This is a genomic window from Psychrobacter phenylpyruvicus DSM 7000 = NBRC 102152 (assembly GCF_000685805.1).
Taxonomy (GTDB): Bacteria; Pseudomonadota; Gammaproteobacteria; order Pseudomonadales; family Moraxellaceae; genus Psychrobacter; species Psychrobacter phenylpyruvicus.
Window position 1 is genome coordinate 23,613 of record NZ_JMKP01000001.1, and the last position, 26,461, is coordinate 50,073.

Annotated in this window: 25 protein-coding genes; 15 read left to right on the forward strand and 10 right to left on the reverse strand. The window is 43.2% G+C overall.

The genetic code is table 11. From position 1 onward, the window contains the following. Nucleotides 1-276: 276 nt before the first annotated feature. The 6 genes from erpA to def all read left to right on the forward strand — a co-directional run bounded on the left by erpA (nucleotide 277) and on the right by def (nucleotide 6,182). Nucleotides 277-606, forward strand: a complete 330-nt coding sequence (erpA, locus tag G561_RS0100115) for an iron-sulfur cluster insertion protein ErpA (RefSeq protein ID WP_028857719.1) — start codon at nucleotides 277-279, stop codon at nucleotides 604-606. Nucleotides 607-991: 385 nt separating this feature from the next. Further along, on the forward strand, nucleotides 992-2,581 hold the full coding sequence (gshA, locus tag G561_RS0100120; RefSeq protein WP_028857720.1) for a glutamate--cysteine ligase: 1,590 nt from the start codon (nucleotides 992-994) through the stop codon (nucleotides 2,579-2,581). Between the two features lie 94 nt (nucleotides 2,582-2,675). Continuing rightward, a complete protein-coding gene (locus G561_RS0100125; protein WP_028857721.1) occupies nucleotides 2,676-3,191 on the forward strand; it encodes a disulfide bond formation protein B in 516 nt (171 codons plus the stop codon). Nucleotides 3,192-3,344: 153 nt separating this feature from the next. Further along, nucleotides 3,345-4,835, forward strand: coding sequence for a UDP-N-acetylmuramate:L-alanyl-gamma-D-glutamyl-meso-diaminopimelate ligase (mpl, locus tag G561_RS0100135; protein ID WP_028857722.1), 1,491 nt, complete (start codon nucleotides 3,345-3,347; stop codon nucleotides 4,833-4,835). A gap of 343 nt (nucleotides 4,836-5,178) precedes the next feature. Then, nucleotides 5,179-5,427, forward strand: a complete 249-nt coding sequence (locus G561_RS0100140; protein WP_028857723.1) for a GlsB/YeaQ/YmgE family stress response membrane protein — start codon at nucleotides 5,179-5,181, stop codon at nucleotides 5,425-5,427. Nucleotides 5,428-5,651: 224 nt separating this feature from the next. After that, entirely contained in the window at nucleotides 5,652-6,182 is a 531-nt protein-coding gene (gene def / locus G561_RS0100145) for a peptide deformylase (RefSeq protein WP_028857724.1), read from the forward strand. 103 nt (nucleotides 6,183-6,285) lie between these two features. Here the strand turns inward: def and dapB are convergent, their stop codons facing one another. Together dapB and dnaJ are read right to left on the reverse strand one after the other, a co-directional pair. Beyond that, nucleotides 6,286-7,110 (reverse strand): 4-hydroxy-tetrahydrodipicolinate reductase, encoded by an 825-nt coding sequence (dapB, locus tag G561_RS0100150; protein ID WP_028857725.1) that lies wholly within the window; start codon nucleotides 7,108-7,110, stop codon nucleotides 6,286-6,288. A gap of 261 nt (nucleotides 7,111-7,371) precedes the next feature. After that, nucleotides 7,372-8,502, reverse strand: coding sequence for a molecular chaperone DnaJ (dnaJ, locus tag G561_RS0100155; RefSeq protein WP_028857726.1), 1,131 nt, complete (start codon nucleotides 8,500-8,502; stop codon nucleotides 7,372-7,374). A 221-nt stretch (nucleotides 8,503-8,723) separates the two neighbouring features. Between dnaJ and G561_RS0100160 the strand changes: the two genes are divergently transcribed. Further along, nucleotides 8,724-9,383: a DUF2939 domain-containing protein gene (locus G561_RS0100160; RefSeq protein ID WP_028857727.1), complete on the forward strand. Its 660-nt coding sequence runs from the start codon at nucleotides 8,724-8,726 to the stop codon at nucleotides 9,381-9,383. A gap of 61 nt (nucleotides 9,384-9,444) precedes the next feature. Here the strand turns inward: G561_RS0100160 and G561_RS0100165 are convergent, their stop codons facing one another. The 3 genes from G561_RS0100165 to G561_RS0100175 all read right to left on the reverse strand — a co-directional run bounded on the left by G561_RS0100165 (nucleotide 9,445) and on the right by G561_RS0100175 (nucleotide 12,088). Next, complete coding sequence (locus tag G561_RS0100165) at nucleotides 9,445-10,563, reverse strand: thioredoxin fold domain-containing protein (protein WP_227673996.1); 1,119 nt, start codon at nucleotides 10,561-10,563, stop codon at nucleotides 9,445-9,447. A 136-nt stretch (nucleotides 10,564-10,699) separates the two neighbouring features. Continuing rightward, nucleotides 10,700-11,227: a hypothetical protein gene (locus G561_RS0100170; RefSeq protein ID WP_028857729.1), complete on the reverse strand. Its 528-nt coding sequence runs from the start codon at nucleotides 11,225-11,227 to the stop codon at nucleotides 10,700-10,702. Between the two features lie 156 nt (nucleotides 11,228-11,383). Then, nucleotides 11,384-12,088 carry a pseudouridine synthase gene (locus G561_RS0100175; RefSeq protein WP_028857730.1) on the reverse strand — a complete coding sequence of 235 codons (705 nt, stop codon included), beginning with the start codon at nucleotides 12,086-12,088 and terminating at the stop codon, nucleotides 11,384-11,386. A gap of 239 nt (nucleotides 12,089-12,327) precedes the next feature. Between G561_RS0100175 and G561_RS0100180 the strand changes: the two genes are divergently transcribed. The 6 genes from G561_RS0100180 to G561_RS0100205 all read left to right on the forward strand — a co-directional run bounded on the left by G561_RS0100180 (nucleotide 12,328) and on the right by G561_RS0100205 (nucleotide 19,645). Beyond that, the gene (locus G561_RS0100180; RefSeq protein WP_028857731.1) at nucleotides 12,328-12,945 is read left to right on the forward strand and encodes a YigZ family protein; all 618 of its coding nucleotides are present in this window, start codon (nucleotides 12,328-12,330) and stop codon (nucleotides 12,943-12,945) included. Between the two features lie 125 nt (nucleotides 12,946-13,070). Further along, entirely contained in the window at nucleotides 13,071-14,195 is a 1,125-nt protein-coding gene (locus G561_RS13645) for a YheT family hydrolase (protein WP_037031420.1), read from the forward strand. 117 nt (nucleotides 14,196-14,312) lie between these two features. Continuing rightward, nucleotides 14,313-14,855, forward strand: coding sequence for an acyl-CoA thioesterase (locus G561_RS0100190; protein ID WP_028857732.1), 543 nt, complete (start codon nucleotides 14,313-14,315; stop codon nucleotides 14,853-14,855). Nucleotides 14,856-15,204: 349 nt separating this feature from the next. Next, nucleotides 15,205-16,683, forward strand: coding sequence for a PepSY-associated TM helix domain-containing protein (locus tag G561_RS0100195; protein WP_081794324.1), 1,479 nt, complete (start codon nucleotides 15,205-15,207; stop codon nucleotides 16,681-16,683). A gap of 260 nt (nucleotides 16,684-16,943) precedes the next feature. Next, nucleotides 16,944-18,455, forward strand: coding sequence for an MATE family efflux transporter (locus G561_RS0100200; protein ID WP_028857734.1), 1,512 nt, complete (start codon nucleotides 16,944-16,946; stop codon nucleotides 18,453-18,455). A 254-nt stretch (nucleotides 18,456-18,709) separates the two neighbouring features. Further along, complete coding sequence (locus G561_RS0100205; RefSeq protein ID WP_028857735.1) at nucleotides 18,710-19,645, forward strand: COG2958 family protein; 936 nt, start codon at nucleotides 18,710-18,712, stop codon at nucleotides 19,643-19,645. Between the two features lie 36 nt (nucleotides 19,646-19,681). Here the strand turns inward: G561_RS0100205 and G561_RS0100210 are convergent, their stop codons facing one another. Then, a complete protein-coding gene (locus tag G561_RS0100210; protein WP_028857736.1) occupies nucleotides 19,682-20,104 on the reverse strand; it encodes a PH domain-containing protein in 423 nt (140 codons plus the stop codon). Between the two features lie 23 nt (nucleotides 20,105-20,127). Next, complete coding sequence (locus tag G561_RS0100215; RefSeq protein ID WP_028857737.1) at nucleotides 20,128-20,556, reverse strand: hypothetical protein; 429 nt, start codon at nucleotides 20,554-20,556, stop codon at nucleotides 20,128-20,130. Nucleotides 20,557-20,872: 316 nt separating this feature from the next. Here G561_RS0100215 and G561_RS0100220 point away from each other — a divergent pair, with 316 nt between their 5' ends. Then, nucleotides 20,873-21,916: an NAD(P)H-dependent flavin oxidoreductase gene (locus G561_RS0100220; protein WP_028857738.1), complete on the forward strand. Its 1,044-nt coding sequence runs from the start codon at nucleotides 20,873-20,875 to the stop codon at nucleotides 21,914-21,916. A gap of 157 nt (nucleotides 21,917-22,073) precedes the next feature. On the opposite strand, the gene G561_RS0100225 is transcribed toward G561_RS0100220, so the two are convergent. After that, nucleotides 22,074-23,030 (reverse strand): alpha/beta fold hydrolase, encoded by a 957-nt coding sequence (locus tag G561_RS0100225; protein ID WP_028857739.1) that lies wholly within the window; start codon nucleotides 23,028-23,030, stop codon nucleotides 22,074-22,076. Nucleotides 23,031-23,350: 320 nt separating this feature from the next. On the opposite strand from G561_RS0100225, the gene G561_RS0100230 reads away from it, so the two are divergent. Beyond that, the gene (locus tag G561_RS0100230) at nucleotides 23,351-23,620 is read left to right on the forward strand and encodes a DUF2798 domain-containing protein (RefSeq protein WP_028857740.1); all 270 of its coding nucleotides are present in this window, start codon (nucleotides 23,351-23,353) and stop codon (nucleotides 23,618-23,620) included. Between the two features lie 53 nt (nucleotides 23,621-23,673). On the opposite strand, the gene G561_RS0100235 is transcribed toward G561_RS0100230, so the two are convergent. Continuing rightward, entirely contained in the window at nucleotides 23,674-25,212 is a 1,539-nt protein-coding gene (locus G561_RS0100235) for an alkaline phosphatase D family protein (RefSeq protein ID WP_028857741.1), read from the reverse strand. 297 nt (nucleotides 25,213-25,509) lie between these two features. Further along, the gene (locus G561_RS0100240) at nucleotides 25,510-26,259 is read right to left on the reverse strand and encodes a YidX family protein (protein ID WP_406947901.1); all 750 of its coding nucleotides are present in this window, start codon (nucleotides 26,257-26,259) and stop codon (nucleotides 25,510-25,512) included. Between the last annotated feature and the right edge of the window lie 202 nt (nucleotides 26,260-26,461).

Here is a 26,461-nt window from a genome sequence, read left to right on the forward strand (position 1 = left end):
CATTGAAAATAAAGCATTATGCCTCATTATGTTATACTGAATGACTAATTATTTAAATAATCGTAAAATCAGTTCAACACATGACCTGTTAACGGCCCAGATAAAAGTGATCTGTTATTGATGCACGCCCATTGTAAAAAATTTACCCTCATCTTTATAGTAAGTTAGCTTTATAAAAGACCGTCTTCATAAAAACAGTCGCTTTATTATCGGACCCAGTACTAACCCAGATTTTGATTTTACGTTAAGTGAAGTTTTACACTTTACGAGGATACTATGACTACCATTACCTTAACTGACAGTGCGGCTAATAAAGTTCGCAAATTACGTGAAGAAGAAGGCGATCAAAACCTTATGCTACGAGTGTATGTCACTGGTGGCGGCTGTTCGGGGTTTTCATATGGCTTTAACTTCGCTGAAGAAGAAGGCGAAGATGATGCCAGCTTTGAAAACGATGATGTTACTTTACTGGTAGACTCACTCAGTTACCAATATCTGCAAGGCTCAACGGTAGATTACACGGAAGGATTAGAAGGCGCACGCTTTGTGGTGACTAACCCTAATGCAACGACCACTTGTGGCTGTGGCTCCTCGTTCTCTATCTAAAGGCTCTTTTGGTTCTAACCCCATTAAAGCCATAAATAACCGTTACAGTAATAAAATAAAAAGCATTGCCTTGGCCGCTACAAGCTCTAGTTTAGTATTGTAGCGGTTATTTTTTTATTAAATTTTAGAAAAACTTCCAGTGCTTACTCTATTGAAGTTTGGCTGAGTATTAATCTGACATTTGACTAGCTTTTGGCTGTCATTTAGCTGTTGTTTAGCTGTCATTTGTAAAACGCGCATGATTTTTTAATAGGTTTAAGCTACACTAAATCGATATATAAGTGGCCCAATTAGGCCTATAAAAAACTACTTTATCCCACCTAAGCTTTGTTAATTCATCTAAATTAATGAGTCGTGGGGTGCTTATTTGATTTTGAGACATAGTATGACTGATGTAACCGACAATTCAATTAACCCAAACCGCCCCTCACTTATTCCTTCCTGGCTATCAAGCAAGCATCTATCAAGTATGCTGCGCGGTATTGAAAAAGAAGGGCTAAGAATGCAGTCGGATGGCTTTTTGGCCCAAACACCGCATCCTAAATCACTAGGCTCAAAGTTAACTCACCCTTACATTACTACCGACTACTCGGAGAGCCTGCTAGAGCTTATTACCTCTCCAAAGCCAACGGTGGCCGAAACTTTAAATATGCTACGTGAGCTGCATGTATTGGTGTATCACTCGCTTGAAGAGGGGGAGCTGATGTGGCCTCTGTCCATGCCTTGTATGCTGTCCTCTGATGATAATGACATTCCTTTAGCAGAATACGGTAGCTCTAATGTGGGCCGTTTAAAGACCCTATATCGTAGCGGTCTAGGTATTCGCTATGGCCGCCGAATGCAAACCATTGCCGGACTGCATTACAACCTATCTTTTGGTGATGACTTATTCACAGCTTGGCGCGACAGCTTACCACAACAAGAGCAGGCCGAGTCGTTGACCGAGTTTAAGAACATCAAGTATTTAGGCCTTATCCGTAACTTCAAGCGCATGAGTAGCTTGGTATTGTATTTAACTGGCGCCAGTCCTTCAGTATGTCCTTGCTTCCTTACCGGACGCGAGCATGATTTAGAGCTGATGAATAAAACCACTTACTATAAGCCAAAAGCAACCAGCTTACGTATGAGTAAGCTTGGCTATACCAATAGTGTTCAAGACCAGCTGGATATTCGTTATAACAATCTGCCGGAATATGTCGCTGGATTACGTAAAGCGATCAATACCCCGTTCTCAGGCTTTAGTGAGCTTGGGTTAGATGATGAGCAAGGCAACCCAATTCAGATCAATGACCATATCTTGCAAATTGAGAATGAATACTATAGCCCTATTCGTCCGAAGCAAATTGCAGAGTCCGAAGAGACCCCAAGTCACGCATTAGAAGCCCGCGGTATCGCCTACGTTGAGTTTAGAGCCGTTGACCTAGACCCATATAGCGATATTGGTATCCGCCTATCGACCGCCTGTTTCTTGGAAGTATTGGCGCTGTATTGCTTATTAACTGACTCACCAGATTTACTACCAGAAGAAGATGAGCTTCTGGCAGAAAACGTGGAAAGAGTGGTCAACAATGGCCGCGAACCGGGCTTAACCATTAAAACTTGTGAGGGCGAAGTGGCGCTCAGTGAGTGGATGAGAAAGCATCTAGAAGCCATGTTGCCTCTAGCCACCTTACTAGATACAGAATATGGCGGTAATAATTACCGCGTGGCAGTGACATTGATGTTAGGTAAAGCCGTCTATCCAGATGCAACCTTGTCTGCTCAGGTGTTGGCCGATACCGAGAAGCTAGGCAGCACTTGGAGTCTTGGTCATGCTCTAGCTCTACAGCATCGTGAGTCTATTATGCGCAGCTCTTTAAGCCCAAACACACAGGCTCACTATGAAGTATTGGCGGAGAAATCTTGGATACAGCAGCATGATCTTGAAAAAAATGAAACCCAAGACTTCTATGATTATATCCAGCAATACCGCTAATGATTTGTGCTTAAAATTATTACAACGGCTTGGCTGTCACTACCATTAAAGTTTGGACATTTTTACTATTAACCATTGCCAAGGAACACCCTGCATGACACGCTTACTAACTTACCGTGCTCTTAATTTTGTCTTGGTTTTATTCGCTGTCATAGGCATGGCTTTTGCCATTTTGTTTTTACAAAACTATAAGGGGCTTGAGCCTTGCCCGCTGTGTGTCTTTCAGCGGATTGGGCTCATGGTAATGGGTGTTTTCGCACTCATTGCTGCCATTGGCAATCCGAAAACCAAGGCCATACAGCTATTATTATGGTTAGGTTCAATGGCCGGTATCCTTTGGTCAGCAGGTGTGGCGGCGCGTCATGTGTGGCTACAGCATCTACCGCCTGATCAGGTGCCTTCGTGTGGCCCAGGTCTAGACTACTGGTTAGAAGCTTTGCCCATGAAGCAGGTGATTAACCAAGTACTGTCCGGTTCAGGGGAATGTGCTGAAATCAGTTGGCGCTTCTTAGGGCTCTCTATCCCAGAGCAAGCCCTTATCTTGTTTAGTGCTTTAATTTTGGTTAATCTACTGGTTTTATGGCGTATTATCAAAAATAAAACCGCTTAATGGCTCAAGCTAAGCCCTGACCCAAGACCCTTATTAATAAAGGCTATTTATTGTTTTCAAAAGTTCTTGTTAACTAAGGCTATGATTAGCAAAGCCGTTGCCATACAGCCGGCTTCCCCACTTTCATTTATGTAGATAAAAATAAGAGGTTCCATGCACGTTCATATTTTAGGTATCTGTGGCACATTTATGGGCTCACTGGCATTATTGGCTCGTGACCTGGGTCATACCGTCACTGGATCAGATGCAAACATTTATCCGCCGATGTCCACTCAACTTGAACGCGCTGGAGTTGCTATCCAAGAAGGGTATCATGCCAGTCACCTACAGCCTGCGCCTGACTTGGTTATTGTGGGTAACGCCATGAAACGTGGGATTGAAGCGGTGGAATATATGCTAGATGAAGGCATCCCTTATACTTCAGGCCCGCAGTTTTTGTCAGAGCAAGTATTACAGAACCGTCACGTTTTGGCGGTTGCTGGAACTCATGGCAAGACCACAACCACCACTATGTTGGCTTGGATCCTGCACTACTGTGGTATTGACGCCGGCTTCTTAATCGGTGGCGTACCTTTGGTGGACAGTGAAGATGAGAAATTGACCAAAGCTTTTGCTCACAGTAGCTACTTGGGTGCAGATAAAAATGCTCAAGGTGAACGCGGTTACTTCGTTATTGAAGCCGATGAGTACGACTCAGCTTTCTTTGATAAACGCTCAAAATTTGTCCATTACCGTCCGCGTACCGCTATTTTGAACAATCTTGAATTTGACCATGCCGACATTTTCAAAGACTTAGACGCCATTCAAACCCAGTTCCATCATATGATTCGTATGATTCCAAGCAGTGGTCAAATCATTATGCCAGGTCACACGCCTAGCCTTGAATCTACTATTGATAAAGGCTGCTGGACTCCTATCTGGCGTACTGAAATTACCGATAACGCTCAGGCGGACAGAAGCGGCGACTGTAACTGGCAAGCTGAGCTGATTGCGGATGACGGCAGTGAGTTCAAGGTGCATTATCATGATGCTAAGAGTGCCAAGCCGCTCAGTGGCGAAGTACATTGGGGCATGAGCGGTCGTCATAATGTAGAAAACGCTATGGTTGCCGTGGCGGCCGCTTTCAATATCGGCATCAGTGTAGAACAGGCTTGTGAAGCCTTGTCTCAGTTCTCCGGCATTAAGCGCCGCATGGAGCTGATTGCAGATCTACAGCTTTCTGCTACCCATAAGGTAAAAGTGTTTGATGACTTTGCCCACCACCCCACCGCGATTACTACTACCTTAGATGGCGCCAAAAAGAAACTTAAAGCAGCCAAAATTTGGGCCATTATCGAGCCCCGTAGTAACACCATGAAACTTGGGGTTCATAAAGACAGCTTAGCTGCCTCTGCACAACTGGCGGATGAAGTTATCTGGTATGAGCCTGCAGGCTTGGAGTGGGGTCTAACTGATGTGGTAGAAACTGCCACCAATATCAGTAATAAACAGTACGTGATGAATGATACGCAAGCGATCATTGACCACCTAGTGTCTCAACTGGGTCAAGCAGGTACAGAAGATGCGGTTATTATCATGTCAAACGGCGGCTTTGAAGGCATTCATCAACGCTTATTATCGGCCTTACAAGCTGGGTCAAAATAATGGCTATTGATGCTATTAATGGCTCTTAAACGTATTTAGTTAAGGCAAAATTATTATCCTCTTACTCTGCATACAGAGTAAGGGGTTTTTTATTTAGTACCGGCTTTTAGTTTGCGAAAGACTTAAGCTCTAAAACATAAGTTTCAACAAAAGCCTATATAAGTCTTACAATTAGTTAACCAAATATAGCTACTTCTTTTCAATTTGCTTACTATTATCACAGAGCTAGTACATGGTTAACAATTCCGCCTTACCAGTGCTCGACAATATTGATTACAATCCCTGCTAAGATATCATTTTGAGACGTAAAGTCTGTAACATTATAAATTAAGGAAGGTTAATCATGATTTGGACAATTATTATTGGATTAGTAGCGGGTCTACTAGCACGAGCCATCAAACCAGGTAATGATGCAATGGGCTGGATTATGACCATTGTTTTAGGTATTGCCGGCTCTTTTGTAGGGGGCTTTATCGCCAGTGCCATTGGGGTAACTAGTGATGGTAACTTTATCAGCCTAGCCTTCTCAGTCATTGGTGCTATTATTTTATTATTTATCTATGAGCTGATTGTCAGTAAGACTTCATCTTAAGCTTGATAGAGATATAGCTATCCATAGTTATTTAAAGACTAAAGAAAAGATAAAATATAAAGTATATTCGAGGCTTTATGCCTAGTTTTACCTTGGCGGACTTAGTGATAAGTCCGCTTTTTTTGGCCTTAACCCCTTGATATTTATCTCTTCACCCCTCATTTAGTTAGGTATAATAGCTTAATGCTGTAATTTAACTTTAATTGATACCTATGTGATTTCCTATGGCCATATTACCTATTTTGAGTTATCCAGACCCTCGTCTACGTACCATCGCTGAGCCGGTTAAAAGCGTTGATGCCGATATCAAACAGCTTATCGCAGATATGATTGAAACCATGTACGATGCCAAAGGTATTGGACTGGCCGCCACCCAGGTTGACCGTCATATTCAGCTTATCGTCATGGATTTATCTGAAAACAACGACTCGCCGAGGGTGTTTATTAACCCCAAGATTACCCCTTTGGTCGAAGATAAGAAGCCGTATGAAGAGGGCTGCTTGTCTGTGCCCGATGTCTATGACTCAGTAGAGCGTCCTGTTAAAGTAAAAATCGAAGCCTTAGATGGTGAGGGCAATGCCTTTGAAGAGGTGGCAGAAGGCTTGTTGGCAGTATGTATTCAACACGAGATGGACCATTTAAACGGGGTTCTTTTTGTGGATTATCTTTCGAGCTTAAAACAGACTCGGGCCCGTGATAAAGTACGCAAATACCTAAAAGCCCGTGAAAAACAGCTTGAGAAATCAAAAGCTTAATTAGTGTTATCGATAACTTTATCGAGCAGACCTTATCAGGCGAATCTTATAAAGAGCACCCTTTGACCCTATGGCCAAAGGGTGTTTTTTTGGCAGGTGTTAATTACTTTAAGCCCAGTACATCTTGCATGTCATAACGCCCTGGTTGTTGGCTGACAATCCAAGTTGCAGCACGTACTGCCCCTGCGGCGAACGTCATACGCTCACGAGCATGGTGCTTAATCTCTACCATCTCACCATCTGCAATCAACATCACACTGTGATCGCCAATAATTTCACCACCACGGATGGCATGAATACCAATCGAGCCTGGCTTACGCTCACCTGTGTGTCCTTCACGGCCATAAATAGCCACTTCTTTTAGGTTCTGACCACGGGCTTCTGCAGCTGCATTGGCCATCATAAACGCTGTCCCTGAAGGCGCATCGACTTTGTGCTTATGGTGAGCTTCAATTACCTCGATATCTGCGGTATTGCCAAAGGCTTTGGCCGCCATTTCGATCAGCTTTAAGGACACATTAACCCCAGTTGAGTAGTTCCCCGCATATACCACTGGGATTTGCTCACAAGCACTGTCTAAAGCCTGCTGCTGTGCCTCACTCAGCCCTGTGGTACCAATAACCATAGCCACCTTATGCTGAGCACATAGCTGTACGTTTTTCTCCGTAGAGTCTGGCAAGCTAAAGTCAATTAGCACATCAATTTTGCTAAGTTCTGCCTCTAAATTGTCACTCAATGCCACGCCATTTTTTTCTAACCCCACCAGCTCGCCGGCATCGACACCCACAAGGCTTGAACCACTACGCTCAACAGCAGCGGCTAACTGAGTTTGCGGATTTTGGGTAACCGCTTCAATTAACATCCGTCCCATACGCCCACCGGCGCCAATAATGCCTACTTTAATAGGTGCTGAGCTTGAGTCTGTCATTTTTATTTTCCTTAGTTATTAGTTAACTGCTATTTATGATAACCAAATTAATGCGATGAATAATAATAGCATGATTGCTAAGTACGCTGAATTTGTTAACCTTGAAATCTGCTTTGTCGCAACAAAATTTTATTTATTACCTAAAAAAGCCTCCCGACTCTAATGAATCGGGAGGCTGACAATCAATCTGACTTGACCATATATAAAGAATATAGAGAGAAAAGATAGAGCGGAATTGGCCCTACTAAATTGCCCTTATTATTAGTCAAATAAATCGCCTAACTTTTCAAAAAAAGACTTTTTCTTTGGCGACTGATGGTGCTTACTGTCACCGTCTAGCGTATCTTGGAACTGACGTAATAGATCTTTTTGTTCTCGGGTTAAGTTCACTGGAGTCTCTACCATGATGCGGCAGATCAAGTCGCCTTTCATCGTGGTGCGAACTGGAGTTACCCCTTTACCACGCACACGTAACAGCTTGCCGCTTTGGGTACCCTCTGCTACTTTTAGTTTTACTTTGCCATCTAAGGTTGGGATTTCTACCTCTTTACCTAAGGCTGCATCGGTGATACTAACCGGTACGTCCATATACAGATCCGCGCCTTGACGCTTAAATACTGGGTGCTCTTTGACGCGAACCTCAACGTATAAGTCGCCATTCTCAACACCTGCCCCGCCAGCTTCGCCCTCACCTGCTAAGCGGACTCTGTCGCCATCATCTACCCCAGCTGGGATAGAAACCTCTAGGGTACGTGACTTGTCTTTTACGCCGCTACCATGACAGTCGTTACAAGGGTTCTTAATCTCTTGACCTGTGCCGCCACAGTTTGGACAAGTTTGCTGTACCGCAAAGAAGCCTTGCTGCATACGCACTTGGCCATGACCACCACAGGTGCTACAGGTTTGAATATCAGAAGCGTTTTTGGCACCCTTACCATCACAAGTCTCACAAGGGGCAGGAGCGGTAAAGCTGATCTCTTTTTTACAACCACGTACCGCCTCTTCTAAGGTAAGCTCAATGACGTAACGTAAGTCTGAGCCACGACGTTGACGACCGCCCCCACGAGACTGACCAAAGATGTCGCCGAAGTTACCGAAGATATCGCCAAAGATGTCTTGGAAGTTACCGGCCCCAGCACCGCCGAAGCCACCGCCGCCCATACCACTCTCAAACGCTGCGTGTCCCATACGATCATAAGCAGCACGTTTGTCTTTATCATTCAATACTTCATAAGCCATTGAGGCTTCTTTGAACTTCTCTTCAGCCTCTGGATCATCAGGGTTACGGTCAGGGTGGTACTTCATGGCCAGCTTGCGGTAGGCCCTTTTAATCTCTCGCTCATCTGCGTTTCTATCAACGCCCAAAACTTCGTAAAAATCTCGCTTACTCATGGAGGCTCCTATCAGTATGCCCATAAGGTTTCACGTGAAACATATCTATTCACGGTAACCAATGGCATTAAATTCGTTATAACCCACTAAGGATTTAAATAAATCAAAAAATTAAATAATACTTTGCCTGTTTAATGGTGACAAACACCTCAATTATCAAGCGGTTATGCTAAAATCACTGCATTATCCTTATAATTTGGCACAGTTAGCGACTTCACTTTATGAAATCATTAAAATTATTCTTAGTTACTTTGCTCGTTGTGGCCGTCGCCTTGTTCGCCGGATCGCCTTATTACACGGCTTATCAGCTAAAAAAAGCTTATGATGCCAATGACGGTGCCGCTTTAGTCAGCCATATAGATTTTGATCAGCTGCAGCCCAATATTCAAAATCAACTAACCACCAAATTCAGCAACACTTTGCAGCAGTATCCTTTGGTAGCGCAGTTGGGCGGTGATGCCTTGATTCAGGCTGCGGATGACTTTATTGTTCAGTCAGTGAATAAAGCGGTTACGGCTGACAATATAAGCGCTCTAATTGACACCCAAGGCCAAGCCAATCAAGCTACCAAAGAGCTGGCAGCTGCTTGGGCCATTGCTAGCAACAAAGTGGATCTAAAACTGTTAGTGCAAGATCTTATTATCCAGCGCGGTGATATCCAAGCCGTGATCCAGAACCAGACAAAAAAGGTGATGCAGCAGCAGTCGAATGAGCTACAAAGTCATGTAGAAAGCGGGAAAGACAGCGACAAACCTCAGCTGTCTTATTGTGGTATGAACTGTTTCACCATCTCAGGCCAAGTAAAGGGATATCCATTGACGTTAGAGATGCAGCGTCAAGGGTTACTGGGCTGGAAGGTGGTCGATGTAGTATTGCCATAAAAGCCCATCATGTATGAGCTTAACTGGCCGATAAATTACCTTGTTTCTAAGCCTCTAAAGACTATTGCACCCCTAAAAAGGGTAAAAAACGAGGATCTTGGTAAGGCGCATTGAATTGCACCCCATCTTCACGATAAATGGCCGGTGTCGCAAACACCGCAAGGCCGGCCGCTTTCATGTGATTATCCTTCATATGATTCACCGTAGTATTGGCACAAGTGTTAGCTACCGCCTCCCCTGCCATTGCTTTATCTAAGGCTTGGCGACGAGCTTTCTTATCAGTCTCACACCAGATTTGACGCATTTGCTCTGGTGACTCATCATAATAAGGATAGCCAATAACCTTTACCGTAATGCCTTTGGCATTTAGATTGGCCATGTCTTGGTGCATGACTCGGCAATAGGGACAGTTAATATCGGTGGCGACATAGATCACCGCTTGCTCTTTGCTGCTAGCAGGATAGATGACCAAGTTATCCTCATCCAATTGTGACAGCACATGCAGGTTTTTCTTTTGTTCAAAGTCGGTATCTAAACCGGCAAATTGACCATTTTTGATGACTGAAATTTCACCACTGGTAAATACGCTAGCCTCATTATTGGTAATAAAAGGTTGTCCCTTTAAGGTAATGCCCCAAATAACTCCGGGTACTGCTGTGTGATATAGCGCTACCTCAGGAGTAATGTTTTTTAATAAACTGCTATTGGCCAATATAGAAGCTCGCAACTCTTTGCTAACTGGCATACCGCTAAGTGTTTTGCTCGGTGCTTCTTTTGGCGGGGTAGATTTTTTTGGACTAGGGTTGGCATTTAACTCACCCTGCAAGATATAGTTGCCATCGGCGGTAATATGCAGCGGTGGCTGTGGTTCTGCCCCTGCAGGTTGAGCTAGCGTAACTTGATACATAGAAGGCAGTTTTGAGGGCGTAATTGAGGTGATTGGAGCGGTCATGCCTGCCCCCTGAAGCAGTTGTTTGATGCTCTGCTTTTGCTGCTCACTTGGTGCTTTTAGGGGAGTATTGCTGTTTGCGGCTATCTTGTCATAAGCGTTATTAAATACTTCAATATCAGCCTGAGCCGAGGACATTACGGCAAAAGGGGACAGCGTGATAGACGCCAGTAACGACAAAGCCAAAAACTTATTCCTTGTTGCACTTGGCTTATTTGAAAAGTGTGGCATAAAAGCTCCTAAATAGACATCAATTAACTATAGAAATTTATATAATAATAATATCTTATCTATCTTACTCAGATGACTCTATTCGTTACTTTTTGTTAGACGCTCACTATCTATCTCGGCTATCTATCTCAATGCACTAATCATCTAGCCCATCATACACTCTACCCAAATTGTCTGGGACCCCGTCTAACACCATCACCTCATCGAGTAAACAGCGATCAGGGGCTTGTGTCACTGTCTGATTCTGCTTTAGATAATCTTCAGCCGACTGCTCAAAGCCACCTGCCATAATCATGTCCTGCATATTAAATTTAACCTGTAGCATCTCTAAGGTTTGATTCCGTTTATCAAAGACAGTTACTGCATTGGGAAAGACCGGAGTCACGTATTTAGAACCATTAAATAATGCCAAACAACCATTACGGTAAACCAGCTTGCCTCCTTGTGCTTTCATTGTTCTAACTTGATACAAGTCTGAAGTCTTAAAGGGATAGCTGTAAAATAAATCATCGCCATAACTGGATGGTTCTGTTTTTATTATGGGCAATTGAGAATTCGCATTTTCACTACTGTCAGCAATGCCTGCACTCTGGCATCCTATTAAACTCACCAATAAAAAAACACCAAAACTGGCACCCAATATTGGTTTAATTATTGAAGTCATTCTCCCTTACTCCTTTTTGCTATATTTATGATTATTTTTCTTTTTTTATTAAGCTGTTTATAGCAATACTATCAATACAAGGCATCAAATAATAGACAAAAAAACGGGCACCTAAAGCGCCCATTTCAATAAAAAACTAACTAAACTTACTATCAATTAGAAGCTATTTACTTCATCTTCGGTCAAGAAGCGGCTCTCCCCTTTCTCCAGACCTTCTAAAGTAATGCCGCCAATACTGGCCCGGTGTAGCTCAATCACTTTATTGCCGAAGTAACCCATCATCCGTTTTACCTGATGATATTTGCCTTCGGTTAAGATAAGACGAGCATGAGTATCATCGATAAACTCTAATGTCGCCGGCTTAGTCGGCTCATAATCCCCATCTAATAAGATACCTTGAGCTACTTTCTTAATCGCATGGGCTTGCTCTGCTTCATCCATTGGGTCCGCTAGGGTCAGCTCATATACTTTTTCATGCAAATGACGCGGACTGGTCACACGATGTAGCCAGCTGCCGTCGTCGCTTAACAGTAACGCCCCTGTGGTATCGACATCTAAACGACCCGCAATTCGCAAGCTACCCAGCTCAGGTATGGCGATAAGCTCGGTCACCATGGGATACTCTTTCGGTTTTAGAGTACACTCAAAGCCTTCAGGCTTATACAGCAGTAAATAACGACTGCCGGTGGCAACGGATAAAGGCTCACCCGCCCACATCACTTCATCGTTGAGCACATCAACATGCACACTACCATCTTTTACCACTTCATCATTGACCGTAATCTCACTGGCATGCAGCACTTTTTTGGCTTCTTTACGCGACAGCTCGGTGGCCTTACTGATAAATTTGTCTAAACGCATTTATGTTATCCTTGGCTTTATAACTGATATAGTTATGCTAGATATAATTTGGTTATATATACCTTTGCTTAAATGACACTGTACCGGGTTATAAATATTTTTGTGTTACTACAGATGTAGATTGTATGGTGACCAGTTTACCACACCCACTGTCTGTAAAATTGATGACTTTTTTTAATCCCATACTTTTTATTCCGCTCCCTTTTAATACCAGTCTCTTTTAATAAGAGTTAGCCTTTATGACTTATCAAACTTTAGCCGCCCCTGTTACTACCCGACTTGACATCAAGAAGTCAGAATTTATCACTTATGCCTATCCGGTACACAGCCGTGAAAAAGCTATGTTTCACGTGGAACAGTTGCGTGAAAAGTACCCTGATGCGCGTCACCACTGTTGGGCCTATATTATTGGTGACCCCAATAACACTACCAGTGCCGGCTTTGATGATGACGGTGAACCCAATGGCACTGCAGGGCGCCCTATCTTAAATGTGTTGCAGCACAAAAGTATCGGTAACGTTATTGTGATCGTAGTCCGTTACTTTGGCGGCATTAAATTAGGAGCTGGCGGCTTAACCAGAGCTTACGCTGGCTCTGCACAAGCGGCGGTAGATGAAATGGTACTGACTCCTTATGTGCCAATGGCTCAAGTGCAGATTGAAGCTGATTTTGCCAACGAATCACAAGTGCGTTATGTGGTGGAAGACATGGGCGGTGAGATTGGCGAGGTTACTTACAGTAAGGCGGTGACCCTAACCGTTAACCTGCCTGAAGCTGAAATAGAAACTCTCAAAGAAAGATTGGGAATGGACGGCAGGGTGCTTGACGAACCAGAAAAGGAAACCAATGAGGATTAGCATAATACAACAAATCTCAGTAACCAACCGTTCACTGAAAATAGTTGGTTTTTGTTTACTTTGAGTCCATCATAAGGGCATTAATCTAACAACGTTAATCCTAACAATATTCAGAGTGCCTCCTTATGCTGTCTCAGTTAAAACAAAAACTAACCCCTAAATCAAAAGCTGGCTTTGACTCCCCTGAAATTAGCTCAAACACTACCAATAAAGCCAACTCTCAGACTAAAGTCAGCACAAATAACACCGAAGGGGCCAGCTTTACGCCTACCCCTTTCAATCCCCCTTTTTGGCTAACCAATCCCCATCTACAAACCATTTTGCCCAAGTTTTTTGCCCCAAAAGCACCGACTTATAGACGTGAAATTATTCGCGATTCACTAGATGAAAGCGATGTGGCTTATGACTTCTATGATGCGCATCCGCTAGACAACAGTCAGGGGCAACTGGAACAAACCCCGTTGGTAGTGCTGTTTCATGGTATGGAGGGCAGCAGTGACAGCCACTATGCCCGTGCTTTGGCGCATCAAATCCATGCTCAAGGCTGGCACTTCGTGGTGGCTCACTTCCGTAGCTGTGGCGGAATTCCGGCCAGCGGCCGTGTATTTTATAACGCAGGGGATACCGATGAGGTACACCACATGCTACAAACGCTAAACCAAAAATATGAAAACATCTATACCGTTGGCGTATCGCTTGGCGGCAATGCTTTGGCAAAATATATGGGCGAATATGCTACAGAGGTATGTTGTAAAGGCGCTGTGGCCATCTCCTCTCCGGTGGACATGTCGTCAGCAGCAATGAACATGCAAAGCTTCTTAGGTCAAAAGATTTATACCCCTTACTTGCTGAATCCCATTATCAAAAAAGCATTAAAAAATGAAATTAGTGATGAAGAAATTGAGGCCATAAAAAAGGTCGATCGTATCAGTGACTTTGACCACATTTTTACAGCTCCCCGCCATGGCTACCGCTCAAATAACGATTATTATCGCCGTGCTTCTGCCCTGCCCTATCTAATCGATGTGGCAAAACCGCTGCTATTAATCAGTGCCATGGACGATCCCTTTATTGGTTTCACTGCCACCAAAGAAGATGTCTCCAAGTCGGTGACTCTCATCGACACCGATCATGGTGGTCATATTGGTTATCTACGCTATCTGGCAGATCAAAAGAAGTTCGACATTAATTGGATTCCTGAAACTGTAGTGAACTATTTTAAATTTATTGGTATAGCAAACCAGTCATAAGGCCAATCAATTGAGTAACCGTAGCCTTTCTGTGACGGTCTAGGCACGTCTGCTGCTTTGCAATAAAAACTATTTTCAGCATAATCGATGGTCTAATCTAATTTGTGAGACTGTGAAATGTACCCTTTTTATCGTTATACCAAGTCTATTGTCAAAGCGATTTCTGCTCATAAAAAAGGCGATACGGTTGATCTGACCGATACCGCAGAGATGACATTCCGCTGTAGCTTAACCGATATCGACAACTTCTTTGAGATGAATAATGGTCGTGTGTTAACCCTATATGACTTCGGCCGCACCGATTTTGCCATTCGTTCTGGACTGGGTGAAAAACTACTCAAAAACCGTTGGGGCCTAGTAGTCGCCGGCAGTACTATTCAATACCGTAAGCGCATCCGTGCCTTCGATCTGGTCACTATTAAGACCCGTATTGCCGCTATTGATGAGCGCTGGATTTATGTGGAGCAGTCTATGTGGGTTAAGGGTAAACCTTGCTCTACCGTTTTATTGCGTACCGGTATTACTAAAGGGGGACGCGTAGTCGAAACCCAAAAGGTACTTGAGGCATTGGGTAAGTCTGACTGGGAAATGCCGCCCACAGGCTATGTGGCAGAATGGATTGAGAGTGACTCTGATCGTCCTTGGCCACCTAAAATGTAAGCTTTTAAAAGCACAAACTGCTTAAAACCAATTCAGCAATAGGGTTCATATAATGTGAGCCCTATTTTTATGCCTATAAGTTGACCCTCTCTATTTAAGCTTTATCAACTGGATAGCTTTGATATCAGTTATGGATATCGAACAAGGATGTCATAGATGAATATCAAAGAGGGATGTCAAATAAATCCTGTTGAATGATCATCATCAAACAGCATTGTTCTAAAAGAAGAGAATTTAAATCCAAGTGATAAAAATAGGCTTGTGAGGTGTAGAATAAGCGCCCGCTCTGCTACGCTAACTTTTAGTTAGCAGCTTTTATATATGATGCAGAATATCGGAGTAACTGCCTATGGGCTATGCAAATAATAGGTCAAATCAAACTCACATTGCTTCAAACAGTACTGGCAATAACAATAAATCAGATAAAAATCGTATAAATAATAATAAATACTCAATCATTTGGCGTTGGCATTTTTATGCCGGAATATTGATCGCTCCTTTGCTTATCATATTGTCATTATCGGCCTTAGGCATGTTATTTATAGCAAATACCGTGGGGCCTAATAATGAGCTGCTAACGGTCTCCAAACAAAGCTCAGCCACCCCTATATCGGTTCAGGCTCAAAGCGCACTGGCTACCCTGCCAGATAGCACGCTCAAGCAATACATTGCCCCTAAAAGTGAGGATAACGTCGCATTGTTCAGAGTTGGCTCTGCAGATAATGAGTATATGGTCGCTGTCGATCCCTATACTGCTGAGGTAATAACAAGCGCTCCGAGTAATAGCAATCTCTACCACACTTTTAATAATATTCATGCAGATTTACTGCTGGGAAAAACAGGCGATTATCTGTTAGAAACCGCGGCTTCTTTGACTGTATTACTGATATTGACCGGCTGCTACCTGTGGTGGTACAGACGTAAGTCAATCAAATCTATGCTGATTCCAAGTAGCAAACAAGCCAATAAACGCTCAGTCTTTGTCACCTTACACGCAACGTTAGGCACCTGGTTGTCAATTTTATTACTGCTATTTTGTGTGTCAGGAATGGCTTGGGCCGGTATTTGGGGTGGTAAAATCGTGCAAGCCTGGAGTCAGTTTCCTGCTGGTAAATGGGGCAATGGGCCCATGCCAACCTCGGTGATTGCACCGACACATGGTGAAGCCTTAAATAGTGGCAGTGTTAACGAAGTGCCTTGGATTCTCGAATTAACACCCATGCCTACATCAGGTTCGACATTAGGCGACAAGGGTATTAGTCCCTCTTCTCCTATAACTATTGATACAGTGGATAAATTCGCTCGTGAAAGTGGATTTCAGGGACGTTATCAGCTTAATGTGCCGCAGGATGAGACCGGGGTTTGGACACTTAGCCAAGACTCTATGAGTTATGATATGCCCAGTCCGACCGCAGATCGCACCCTGCATATAGACCGTTATTCGGGCAATGTTTTGGCTGATATTCACTATGCAGATTACAACGCTTTCGGTAAGTTTATGGCCGTGAGTATTGCTTTACATATGGGTACTTTGGGGCTGTGGAGCTTATTGGCTAATGTTTTATTTTGCTTATCTGTTATCGCAATTTGTATTAGCGGTTATGTTATGTGGTGGCAGCGCCGTCCAAGTAAACTTAACGCTAATTCATCCCGCAAAGTAGGTTTAAACCCACCGCCGGCTAAAGGCAATATCCCATGGGGCTTGGTGATAATATTGTTAATAGTAGCTGTGATTTTCCCTACAGCTATCATTGCCATCGTTGCCATTGCCTTACTCGACTTTTTAGTGATATCTCGAGTGCCACGCTTAAAAAGGCTGATTAAGTAGTAGCAAAATAATGATGCCCCTATACTTTTGCTGTCAAAAAAGAGAGCTTACCCAAACCGGTAAGCTCTCTTTTTATTGATATAGTTTTAGTTAATCCTACTGCGTATCCCTGAGTATTATTACCGACATATTATCCATTGTATCCCAAACCGTTTAGTTGGTAGCTATGATTACAGCTCTAATAAAGACGCTACAAGCTTTATCGTCTATGATAGGCTTTTTGAATCAATTAGCCCCTAAAAGATACGAGAGGAAAAACATTGAGTGATACAGCTTCTACTGGCAAACAACGTGACCTGACCGAAGGGTCGATTGCCAAAACAATGCTCTTATTTGCCCTACCCACCCTTGGATCGTCGATACTGCAGTCGTTAAACGGTTCGATTAATGCCGTTTGGGTAGGTCGATTCTTGGGTGAAGAAGCGCTTGCGGCAACCGCGAATGGTAACATTCTAATGTTTATACTGATCTCTTTCGTTTTTGGTTTCGGTATGGCATCTACCATTTTGATTGGTCAAGCCATGGGACAACGTGATCATACTATGGTTAAAAGAACCATAGGAACCGCGTTAGGCAGTATCATTCCCATAACCGTGTTATTGGCTGCCGTGGGCTGGGTGTCGTCACCGCTGTTGCTCGAGCTTTTAGGCACACCAACAAGTGCTTTTGACCTGGCTTTGACTTATTTGCGCATGATTTTTCTGGCAATGCCAGTTACCCTCACTTTTACTTTGATGACAATGGCCCTGCGCGGAACGGGCGACTCTACGACTCCGCTTTGGTTCATAGCCTTGTCGGTGGCGATAGATTTGGTTTTGACACCGATGCTTATTACTGGGGTAGGACCTTTCCCGGAGTGGGGAATCTTTGGCTCAGCCTTTGCAACAGCGATGGCCAACACTGTGGCACTTATTGGCATGGGCATCACTTTATATCTGCGTCGGTCTATCTTAACCCTCAATAAATCAGAGCTGCACTTTTTACGACCCGATAAAAAAATCCTCTCCTCCATGTTCTCTAAAGGATTGCCGATGGGACTACAAATGGTGGTCATCTCCTCAGCAGCTTTGACCATGCTATCGCTAATTAACCGTGAAGGGGTCCAGACCACAGCCGCTTATAGCGCGACCCAGCAGCTTTGGACCTACGTGCAGATGCCAGCTATGGCGTTAAGTGCTGCAGCCAGTGCGATGGTGGCCCAGAATATCGGAGCCAACCAGTGGGATAGAGTGTCAGCGATCACCCGCTGGGGGCTTATCTTTAATGTGATATTGACCGGATTACTAATTGGGGTTCTAACCATTTTTGATGAAGCTGCCTTAGGCCTGTTCCTTGGTAGCGACAGTCCAGCAGTAGCTATTGGTACTCATATTCAGCTTATGGCGACATGGGGTTTCTTATTCTTCGGGGTAGCACAGGTACTATTTGGCACCATGCGGGCAAATGGCTATGTGATTTGGCCCTTAATGGTTATGGTAATCTCTATGTATCCGGTGCGTCTAGGCTTTGCGTTCGGGTTTTATTCAAAGCTTGGTGCCGATGCCCTTTGGCTATCATTTCCAGCGGGCATGGTGGCGACCGCTGTAATGGGTGTAGGGCTGTATCTACAGGGTGGCTGGCGCAAAGGTAAGGTTTTACCTCCCAAAGAGGCTGCTCAAATCACTGAAGGCTACCGTGCTCAAGGAAGCTGTAGTGCGTCGTGTCGTGATATTACTCCCACTACTTCTTGGGAGCGTTCAGAGGAGCGGGAGGTTGTTCCTCGTCGTTCTTGATTGGGGTATCATTGTCTTAACTAAAAAAGAGCTATCATTTATTTGATAGCTCTTTTTTTATGAGTTTTTATAAATTAACCATTCTTTTAGCATCCGTATTATTAATTACTTCAAACTTATTACAACCTAATTTATATAATTTATCTTACTTACTGGGTTGCACGTGAAGCAAAGCGTCTTTAATGGCTCAAATACAAATTTCTGCTAACATAAGTGGATAGACTCTATTATGGATTCATTACTAGGAAGATAATATGACCACTCGTGTACAGATGATAATAGAAACTTTACGGGATCATCCAGACCAAAGATTTACCGCAAGGGAGCTAGCGGAACTGTTCATCGAGCGCTACCCTGAAGACTTAGAGGAAAAGAGAAATAACCCTCGTTATAAAACCTTAGAGGACCTCATCGTGCAGCTTGCGGCAGAGATTGGCGGTGAGCGAACCGAAACAGCAAAACGTTTGTGCCCTAATGTAGCCACTCAAGATAAACCCAGACCTAGAAAGTATTATTGGCAAGCGATACCTGAACAACCTCACTTTATGGTTGAGGAAGAGTCTGATGATCTCGACGAACCTATTGAAAACCTACCTTCTAATTTAGCTTCTTTTACCGAACATGATTTGTATCCTTTGCTCATCTCCTATTTGTCAGAAGATTTGGGACTGAACTGTCGTAGAATCGATGAACGTAAATCTAGAAATATGCGCGGCTCAGGGGGTAATCACTGGCTACATCCTGATATTGTTGCATTAGAGACTCTGGATAAAGGGTGGAGTGATGTTGTCCGAGCTTGTGTTCGAGGGAGTAATGATGCGGTATTTAGGCTTTGGTCTTTCGAGGTAAAAAAGACCTTAAATAGAAGCAATGTCCGCAAAAGCTTTTTCCAGGCTGTCTCCAACTCAAGTTGGGCAAACTTCGCTTACTTAGTGACTGCAAACTTAGACTCTGCTGTAGAAGCCGAATTGCAAATGCTATCGGGGCTACATGGCGTCGGCGTTTTACTACTAAACCAGCAATCTTTGTTTGATAGTCAAATCTTAATCCCTGCTAGAGAAAGAACCAATATCGATTGGTTGTCAGTCAATCGTATTGTTGAAGAAAACAGCGACTTCGAAGCCTTTATCGATCAAGTAGGTATCTATAGTCAGACTGGAAGGCTTACCAAAAGTTTATGGAACAAGTAAAGGATTTATTATTAAAAAACAATTAGTTAAAACACACTATTTATTATCAACTTCACGCTGATAGATAGCCTCCATAAACCCCTGTTTATCCTTAGGCGAAACAACAACACGTTTGCCATCACTATAGTGAATAGCCAATCGATCAAGAGATAAAGCTGGCGCTGACAAAAAGCTATGTGTCGGCTCGATACTTTCTATCTCAGATAAGGGTATCTTCCATGAAAATAAGCCACTCTTAACCAACAGCTGATGGTCATCAACCTGGTAATAAGTATATAAATAACTGGGCAATAGCATCAGCAGGCTAAACAGCATTGGCAACAACATCACCAATAGACTTTGAATTAAGGAAACATCTTTCTTGGTCTTGTAATACATATAAGGCAGGGAGGTGATAACAAGCGTAGTGCCGATGAAGACTATATGCATCCATAAATCAATTTTTGAACTAAAAATCATGTTAACTCCATCCTTACTATATCCTATCGACCACTTTTCAAACGCTGCGAATACCTAAATAAAAAATGACTCAATAAAATCAATCCTGTCATAATCTGCATCAATAAATCACTGTTAAATAGCGCTTGTAGCGCAGTCAATTCAACCTGTCCTGTATTGACCGCATACCAATCAATCGGATAAAAAACTTCGTTAATCAGCAGACTTATCGCCAAAGGTAAGGCAAGTAATAAGCCATATATAACCGTATATCGATAAGACGACGGATAAAGTTTATCAATGACGCAATAGACTACGGTGACCACAAAATGAAAAAGCAATATGAAGGTTAGTGCTAAGGGCCACCAGTCTTTGACATCCACGTTATTGCCAATGGTGACCTCATAGATGAGATAACCAATATAGAATGCTATATACGGTATAAAAACTAGCATGAATTTCTTGAGTGGCATGGCTTAATCCAACTGGTTTAATGCGCGTTGTTGCTAGTATTTTGGATACACAGTAAATGCTTTTCTTTATCCTCTATGATTGTATATTAATTACCGACACTTAGTTTTATTATAAATTTATTCACACAAAGCATCGCTCGCCTTCCCCTACCTTTTATATTAGGGTCTATACCCAAACCAGCCTAATCAACTACCCCATTCAACAACTAAATAGTCCCCATTACATAAGTCCGCCTCTATTATTTGATAAAGTAAGTCATGTGGTTCACCCAGAGATTCAAACAAAGAGCTAAAAAACAATAAAAAGGACACCACCATGACCCTACTTAAAACCCTAAATCTAACCTGCCCAATAGTACAAGCACCAATGGCTGGCGGAGCAACCACTCCTGAACTAATCGCAGCAGTCAGTAACTTCGGCGGATTAGGTAGTCTTGGGGCAGGTATGACCGCGCCCGATACCCTGAATCAACAAATCAATCAAGTCAAAGCTTTAACCAATAAAGCCTTTGCGGTAAACCTTATGGTGCTGAGTGAGCAACAGTCCAGCACCCTCGATACGCCAGTTCCTGATTGGTTACAGCAATATTATGATGAGCAAGGTATTGAGCTACTATTACCCGATAAGCCGGCTCAGTCCTTTAAACAACAGTTACAAGTGCTGTTAGATAACCCAGTACCGGTAGCAAGTTTTACTTTTGGTATTATCAGCGCTGAGCAAATACAGGCACTACAGGCAGTAGGGACTAAAGTTATCGGTACTGCTAACCACCCGCTGGAAGCCAAAGCTTGGGCCGATATCGGCGCCGATGCGGTATGTGTCCAAGGATATGAGGCAGGAGGACATAGAGGCGGTTGGTTGCCTCAAAGTGAGCAAGATCCGCTCGGCTTATTGACCTTAATCAGCCAGACCAAAGCCGTTACTGAGATACCTTTAATCGCTGCTGGTGGGATTATGAACGCTCAAGACATTCGAGCGATACAAAGTGCTGGTGCTCAATTGGCGCAGCTTGGTACCGCCTTTTTAACCACGTTTGAGAGTGGTATCAACCCTGCTTACAAAGCTGAGCTATTAAAAGTATCCCGTGGTGAGCGCAGTAATCTAACCCGTTTAACTCGTCTATTTTCGGGTAAACAAGCGCGAGGCTTGGTCAACGACTATCTAACCAAGTATGCAGAATATGACAACGATACCCTACCCGCCTATCCACAATTAAATGCCATGACCAAACCGATGCGGGCTGCTGCTGGCAAACAAGGCAATAGTGAATATCTATCGTTATGGGCAGGGCAAGGGGTCAACCAAGTACGACAAGAGCCAGCTGAATCTTTGCTACAAAGGTTAACGGCTGAAAGCTAAATAGTTGCAGGGCAAATAACTGATAGATAACTGTCTTAAGACTAAACCGCTTAAAATCTAACCGCTTAAAATCTAACCGTTGTATGCTCAAACAAAAAAGGCTAACAGAAACCCGCTTCTGTTAGCCTTAATCTACCTTTTAATGCGCCTTATTTCATTACTGCTTTGGCTTTTGCTTTAGCGACTCTCGAAAGGCTTTATAGTCATCGGCTGTCTGTTTCACAGCTTCTACCATCGGCGCATGCCCTATCTCTGGCATCATAATAACCTTGGCTTGTGGGATCAGCTTCGCTATGTAATCAGCCGTCTCGGGTTTAATGACTTGGTCTTTTTCGCCCCATACGACTAAGGTCGGTATGTTATGTTCCGCGATAATCTTAGCCTCGTCTTCCATACTATCGACAACGATTTGTTTTAATATTTTGGCCTCTAATTGTTGGTTGTCTATTCTTTCTTGTGCCATTATCGCTTTAAATGTTTTTGGAAGATAAGGGGGTTTATTCATGACCAACTGCATCATGTTTTCAAAATCTTCATAGTCTTTTACCAATAATGGGTTGTCATCCAATGTACCACTTTGCAGAGCATCGGCTAGACCCACTGACAAAAATCCCCCTGTGTCGATTAACCATAAGCTTTTAACTTCTTCTGGATACAAGCTTGCATAGGCGGTACTGATCGTTCCCCCCATTGAGTTACCACCGACATGTAGGTTGGATGCCATACCTTTGGCTTGCATCAACTCATGCAAACGCTCAGCTTGCGCTTTAGCTTGATAATCTGCATCCATAGGTTTGTCAGACTCACCAAAGCCTAGCAAATCAGGGATAATCACGTGATAGTCTTTAAACTCTTTCGCGATAAAGATAAAGTTGTCTTTATTAGCCCCAAAACCGTGAATCAATAACAACGGCTCACCCGAGGTGTTTTCATTTTCTGCATAAACCAACGTCTCACCTGTCGACAACTTATGAGATTTAATCGCTAAGTCAGCCTTGTTGCGTTCGTACTGTACTAGCTTTTGGGTAGTGGCGACTGTTACCGAGTTTGGCGTGGTACAGCCGATGACGGACAAAGCCAACACTGCCGCAAGCCCTTTTTTTAATAATGTCATTATTGCCTCTTGGTAAAATAAGTTATTAAATTATTAGGTTAATAGTACCACTTTTAATTAGTATTACTGTTATAAATCGGCAAAGCATCGGTGAGGTTAATTACATAGAGGTTAGAGGATAGAGGAAAGCACGCAATAGATCAGCATAGGCGACTGCGTAGCCTCTATAGATTTGATTTGACTTGAGTTGAATCAATCTAATCTAGTTAATTCAGGTATTTAAAATAACGGTTATATAATGCGTAGTATTCAGAGTAATCTACCATAAAAGCGATTGTCCTAATTAACGCCCAAAGTTAATCCGCTGTAGGGAGAGCCCCATGACAAAGTCAACTAAAACAGCTCGCAAGCCCGCAAAAATACGCATGAGTATTAAGTTTTATCGCCTAATCTTCACCGGACTTATGGCGCTACTCATGTCTTTAATTATCTCAGCAGCGCTAATATTGGTCAAAGAAGGCTATACCGATCTTTTCTTTGACCATCTGCTAAGCTCGTGGAAGTTGGCCTTTGTCTTCGCGTGGCCCAGCGCTTACCTCTGTGCCTATGTCATCCAGACTCATGTGCTGAGTCATATTGATTTTTATTAAATTAAATCATCAGGTTGAAATAACGCTTATACTCCCACAGCTCTGACAAATAATTAAACTACGGGATCAAGGTTTTGGGTAAATAACGTACGGCCAAACATATCTTTTAGCATCACTTTCATCGCCTCAGTTCTGCCGTCAATTTCTACCTCACCATAGAACTGCATGCCCGCACTCGGTGGTAAATTTGACTCGCCCTCTTTAGGAGCTTTGACATATCTAAGCTCAGGACCGAAAGTATTATCCAGCTCATTGGGGCCAAATGTGCCGGCATTTAATGGCCCTGAAACAAACTCCCAAAAACCATTAAAGTCTTTAAATTGTGCCTTATCAGGGTTGTAATAATGGGCGGCCGTATAATGCACATCGGCTGTCAGCCACACCGTATTATTAACATTATTGTGCTTAATAAAACTCAATAAATCTGCGATCTCATGCTCACGACCTAACACAGGGCCATCACCATTCGATGAGTTTTCAAAATTCTCCCCATCTCTGACTATAAGTCCGATAGGCATATCAGCCGCTATCACTTTCCATGTAGCCTTTGAGTCTTTAAGACCTTGTTTTAGCCAGGCGATTTGCTCACGCCCCATATAAGCAGTTTCGGCACTGGGCTTAGCTTGACGATTGGGTGAGTTATCACCGCGGTAACTCCTCATATCCACTACAAAGACATCCAATGAGGGTCCATAAGGAATCTTACGATAAATACGCTCACTTTCATCTACCGAGCGTCGCATCGGCATATACTCCATAAAGGCCTTTTTGGCACGGGCCGCCAATAACGCCACACTTTTTACTGTGTAACGATCATCGTTTTCTAATATTTCATTTGGGTACCAGTTATTTACGGTTTCGTGATCGTCCCACTGCGAGATAATAGGAACTTGAGAGTTAAAGTGGCGCACATTTTTGTCCATCAAGTTATAGGTATAATTGCCGCGATACTCATCTAGAGTTTCAGCCACTTTACTTTTTGCTTCTGTCACTACGTTACGCCAGACACTCCCATCCGCTAATTCAACCTTGCTTTGGATGGGGCCATCAGCATAGATATTATCGCCACTATGGATAAAGAAGTCTGGACGGCTTTTTGCCATTGTCTGATAGATTGTCATGCCGCCGATATCTTCATTTATGCCCCAACCTTGCCCCACAGTATCACCTGACCACTGAAAGCGAATGTCCTGCTTTGAGTTCGGCGCAGTTTTAAAATGACCTAATACGGCATGGCTTTCATTGTTAACACTGGCTAAATCTCGATAACTGACTCGATAAAAGATGTGTTGCCCGGCGGGTAGATTTTGTAAATCGACAGTCGTGGTAAAGTCGTTCTCTGGTAATGCTGCTGGCCCCATTACTCGCTTTACATTCTCAAATTTGGGGGTAGTTGACCACTCTACTATCATACGGGCTGGGCGATTGGTCCGACTCCATACGATGCCTCTACCATTCATAATATCCCCAGATTGAACCCCGTAAGGCATTAAAGGACGATCTTTACCAATGGCAAATACGGACGGTGAACTGATGGCGGTCGCCCCTGCAACAGTGGACAACTTCAAAAAATCACGACGGTTAACAGACATGCTTTATCCTTTGTTAATCTAAGCTTGAGTTGAAGCCTTATGTATTGTGATACCTGCTTTTGGATTGCCGATTCAGATATCACAATCAAGGCAGTGCCTTCGCTCATATTAATAAAGCAATATGAAAGTTTGATGTTTGATTTATTAACCTTAGGAGATCGCTAACCGCTTAAATGCATCTAATTTAATTAGTTGTTAAATATCGCCCCATCAAAAAAAGCCCCTTATGACTGAGTCACAAGAGGCTAATTTTTATCATCAAACTTGATGTTAATTTTTATTAAACTAAATCACCACTTACTCTGACATCGCACCAATAAGCTGAATGGGGAAAGTCACCACATCAAAAGCTAAGGCGAAAGGCAGTAACACCAGCTTTTCAGCGGCATTTTTACCACCGCGAGCTGCGGTTTGGGACTGGGTATAAATAGTGACTGGGTATGGCTTAGTTAAAGCATTGTATTTGGATTGAATCAAACTTAGATTACTGACTGCCGGATAAACAGCCCCTTTAATAGGTACAGTAAAGCAGAAGCGCTGGGCCCCAATTCTCTGGTCACTGGCATCGGTACATTCTTTACCGCCATTTTGCAAAAAGAACTGGAAGTCACTGCGCTTAAACTCATCTTTCAGCTTGGCATACGACATTTTCATTTCACCCTGAAAGTAGCCATCGTTGCGGGGTGAATAGAAAGCCATATCACTGTCCACTTGGATGTTCTTTGGGGTCAAGTTGGTCAAAATACTGACCATTTCAGGACCGCCTTGGCTAAGCACATAGCTGTTTTTTTCACCGACAATAACCACACTACTCGCCGGCATATTAGGCAGCGCTTGAGCCGGACGACCGAAGGCCACCAATTGATCCTCAACCAACACCTGCTTGGCTGAGCTACGGCTACTTTGACTGCTACTAGATTCCATTAATTCAGTAGTAGCACACCCTGAAGTTAGCAGCAGCATCGCTAGACCTGTGGCGCCCAGTGCGGTCTTTGCCATACTCGAACTTAAAACACTACCCTGTTGATATTTACTAAGTTTTTTCATAGAAGCTTCCTTGTATCGATTAAGCTGCTGTAATACTGAATCTAACCTCTAGCTTAGGGTTAACTTGATACTTAATTCAGTCTCTAAATTAATGCTATTTAGTGAATCTAACATCTATCTTAACCGCTTACTCTTCACTTGACTATATTTATTCAATGCCGCAGCTTGATATTATTTGGCTGCTTTTATTGAACGTTAACAG

Bases quoted from the DNA above. Each gene is read 5' to 3' on its own strand.
- G561_RS0100190 (WP_028857732.1), top strand. From the start codon at position 14,313: ATGTACCCTTTTTATCGTTATACCAAGTCTATTGTCAAAGCGATTTCT.
- G561_RS0100240 (WP_406947901.1), bottom strand. From the start codon at position 26,259: ATGAAAAAACTTAGTAAATATCAACAGGGTAGTGTTTTAAGTTCGAGT.
- G561_RS0100165 (WP_227673996.1), bottom strand. From the start codon at position 10,563: ATGCCACACTTTTCAAATAAGCCAAGTGCAACAAGGAATAAGTTTTTG.
- def (WP_028857724.1), top strand. From the start codon at position 5,652: ATGGCCATATTACCTATTTTGAGTTATCCAGACCCTCGTCTACGTACC.
- G561_RS0100230 (WP_028857740.1), top strand. From the start codon at position 23,351: ATGACAAAGTCAACTAAAACAGCTCGCAAGCCCGCAAAAATACGCATG.
- G561_RS0100210 (WP_028857736.1), bottom strand. From the start codon at position 20,104: ATGATTTTTAGTTCAAAAATTGATTTATGGATGCATATAGTCTTCATC.
- G561_RS0100140 (WP_028857723.1), top strand. From the start codon at position 5,179: ATGATTTGGACAATTATTATTGGATTAGTAGCGGGTCTACTAGCACGA.
- G561_RS0100205 (WP_028857735.1), top strand. From the start codon at position 18,710: ATGACCACTCGTGTACAGATGATAATAGAAACTTTACGGGATCATCCA.
- dnaJ (WP_028857726.1), bottom strand. From the start codon at position 8,502: ATGAGTAAGCGAGATTTTTACGAAGTTTTGGGCGTTGATAGAAACGCA.
- G561_RS0100180 (WP_028857731.1), top strand. From the start codon at position 12,328: ATGACTTATCAAACTTTAGCCGCCCCTGTTACTACCCGACTTGACATC.
- G561_RS0100175 (WP_028857730.1), bottom strand. From the start codon at position 12,088: ATGCGTTTAGACAAATTTATCAGTAAGGCCACCGAGCTGTCGCGTAAA.
- gshA (WP_028857720.1), top strand. From the start codon at position 992: ATGACTGATGTAACCGACAATTCAATTAACCCAAACCGCCCCTCACTT.
- G561_RS0100195 (WP_081794324.1), top strand. From the start codon at position 15,205: ATGGGCTATGCAAATAATAGGTCAAATCAAACTCACATTGCTTCAAAC.
- erpA (WP_028857719.1), top strand. From the start codon at position 277: ATGACTACCATTACCTTAACTGACAGTGCGGCTAATAAAGTTCGCAAA.
- G561_RS0100215 (WP_028857737.1), bottom strand. From the start codon at position 20,556: ATGCCACTCAAGAAATTCATGCTAGTTTTTATACCGTATATAGCATTC.
- G561_RS0100170 (WP_028857729.1), bottom strand. From the start codon at position 11,227: ATGACTTCAATAATTAAACCAATATTGGGTGCCAGTTTTGGTGTTTTT.
- dapB (WP_028857725.1), bottom strand. From the start codon at position 7,110: ATGACAGACTCAAGCTCAGCACCTATTAAAGTAGGCATTATTGGCGCC.
- G561_RS0100225 (WP_028857739.1), bottom strand. From the start codon at position 23,030: ATGACATTATTAAAAAAAGGGCTTGCGGCAGTGTTGGCTTTGTCCGTC.
- mpl (WP_028857722.1), top strand. From the start codon at position 3,345: ATGCACGTTCATATTTTAGGTATCTGTGGCACATTTATGGGCTCACTG.
- G561_RS0100220 (WP_028857738.1), top strand. From the start codon at position 20,873: ATGACCCTACTTAAAACCCTAAATCTAACCTGCCCAATAGTACAAGCA.
- G561_RS13645 (WP_037031420.1), top strand. From the start codon at position 13,071: ATGCTGTCTCAGTTAAAACAAAAACTAACCCCTAAATCAAAAGCTGGC.
- G561_RS0100125 (WP_028857721.1), top strand. From the start codon at position 2,676: ATGACACGCTTACTAACTTACCGTGCTCTTAATTTTGTCTTGGTTTTA.
- G561_RS0100160 (WP_028857727.1), top strand. From the start codon at position 8,724: ATGAAATCATTAAAATTATTCTTAGTTACTTTGCTCGTTGTGGCCGTC.
- G561_RS0100235 (WP_028857741.1), bottom strand. From the start codon at position 25,212: ATGTCTGTTAACCGTCGTGATTTTTTGAAGTTGTCCACTGTTGCAGGG.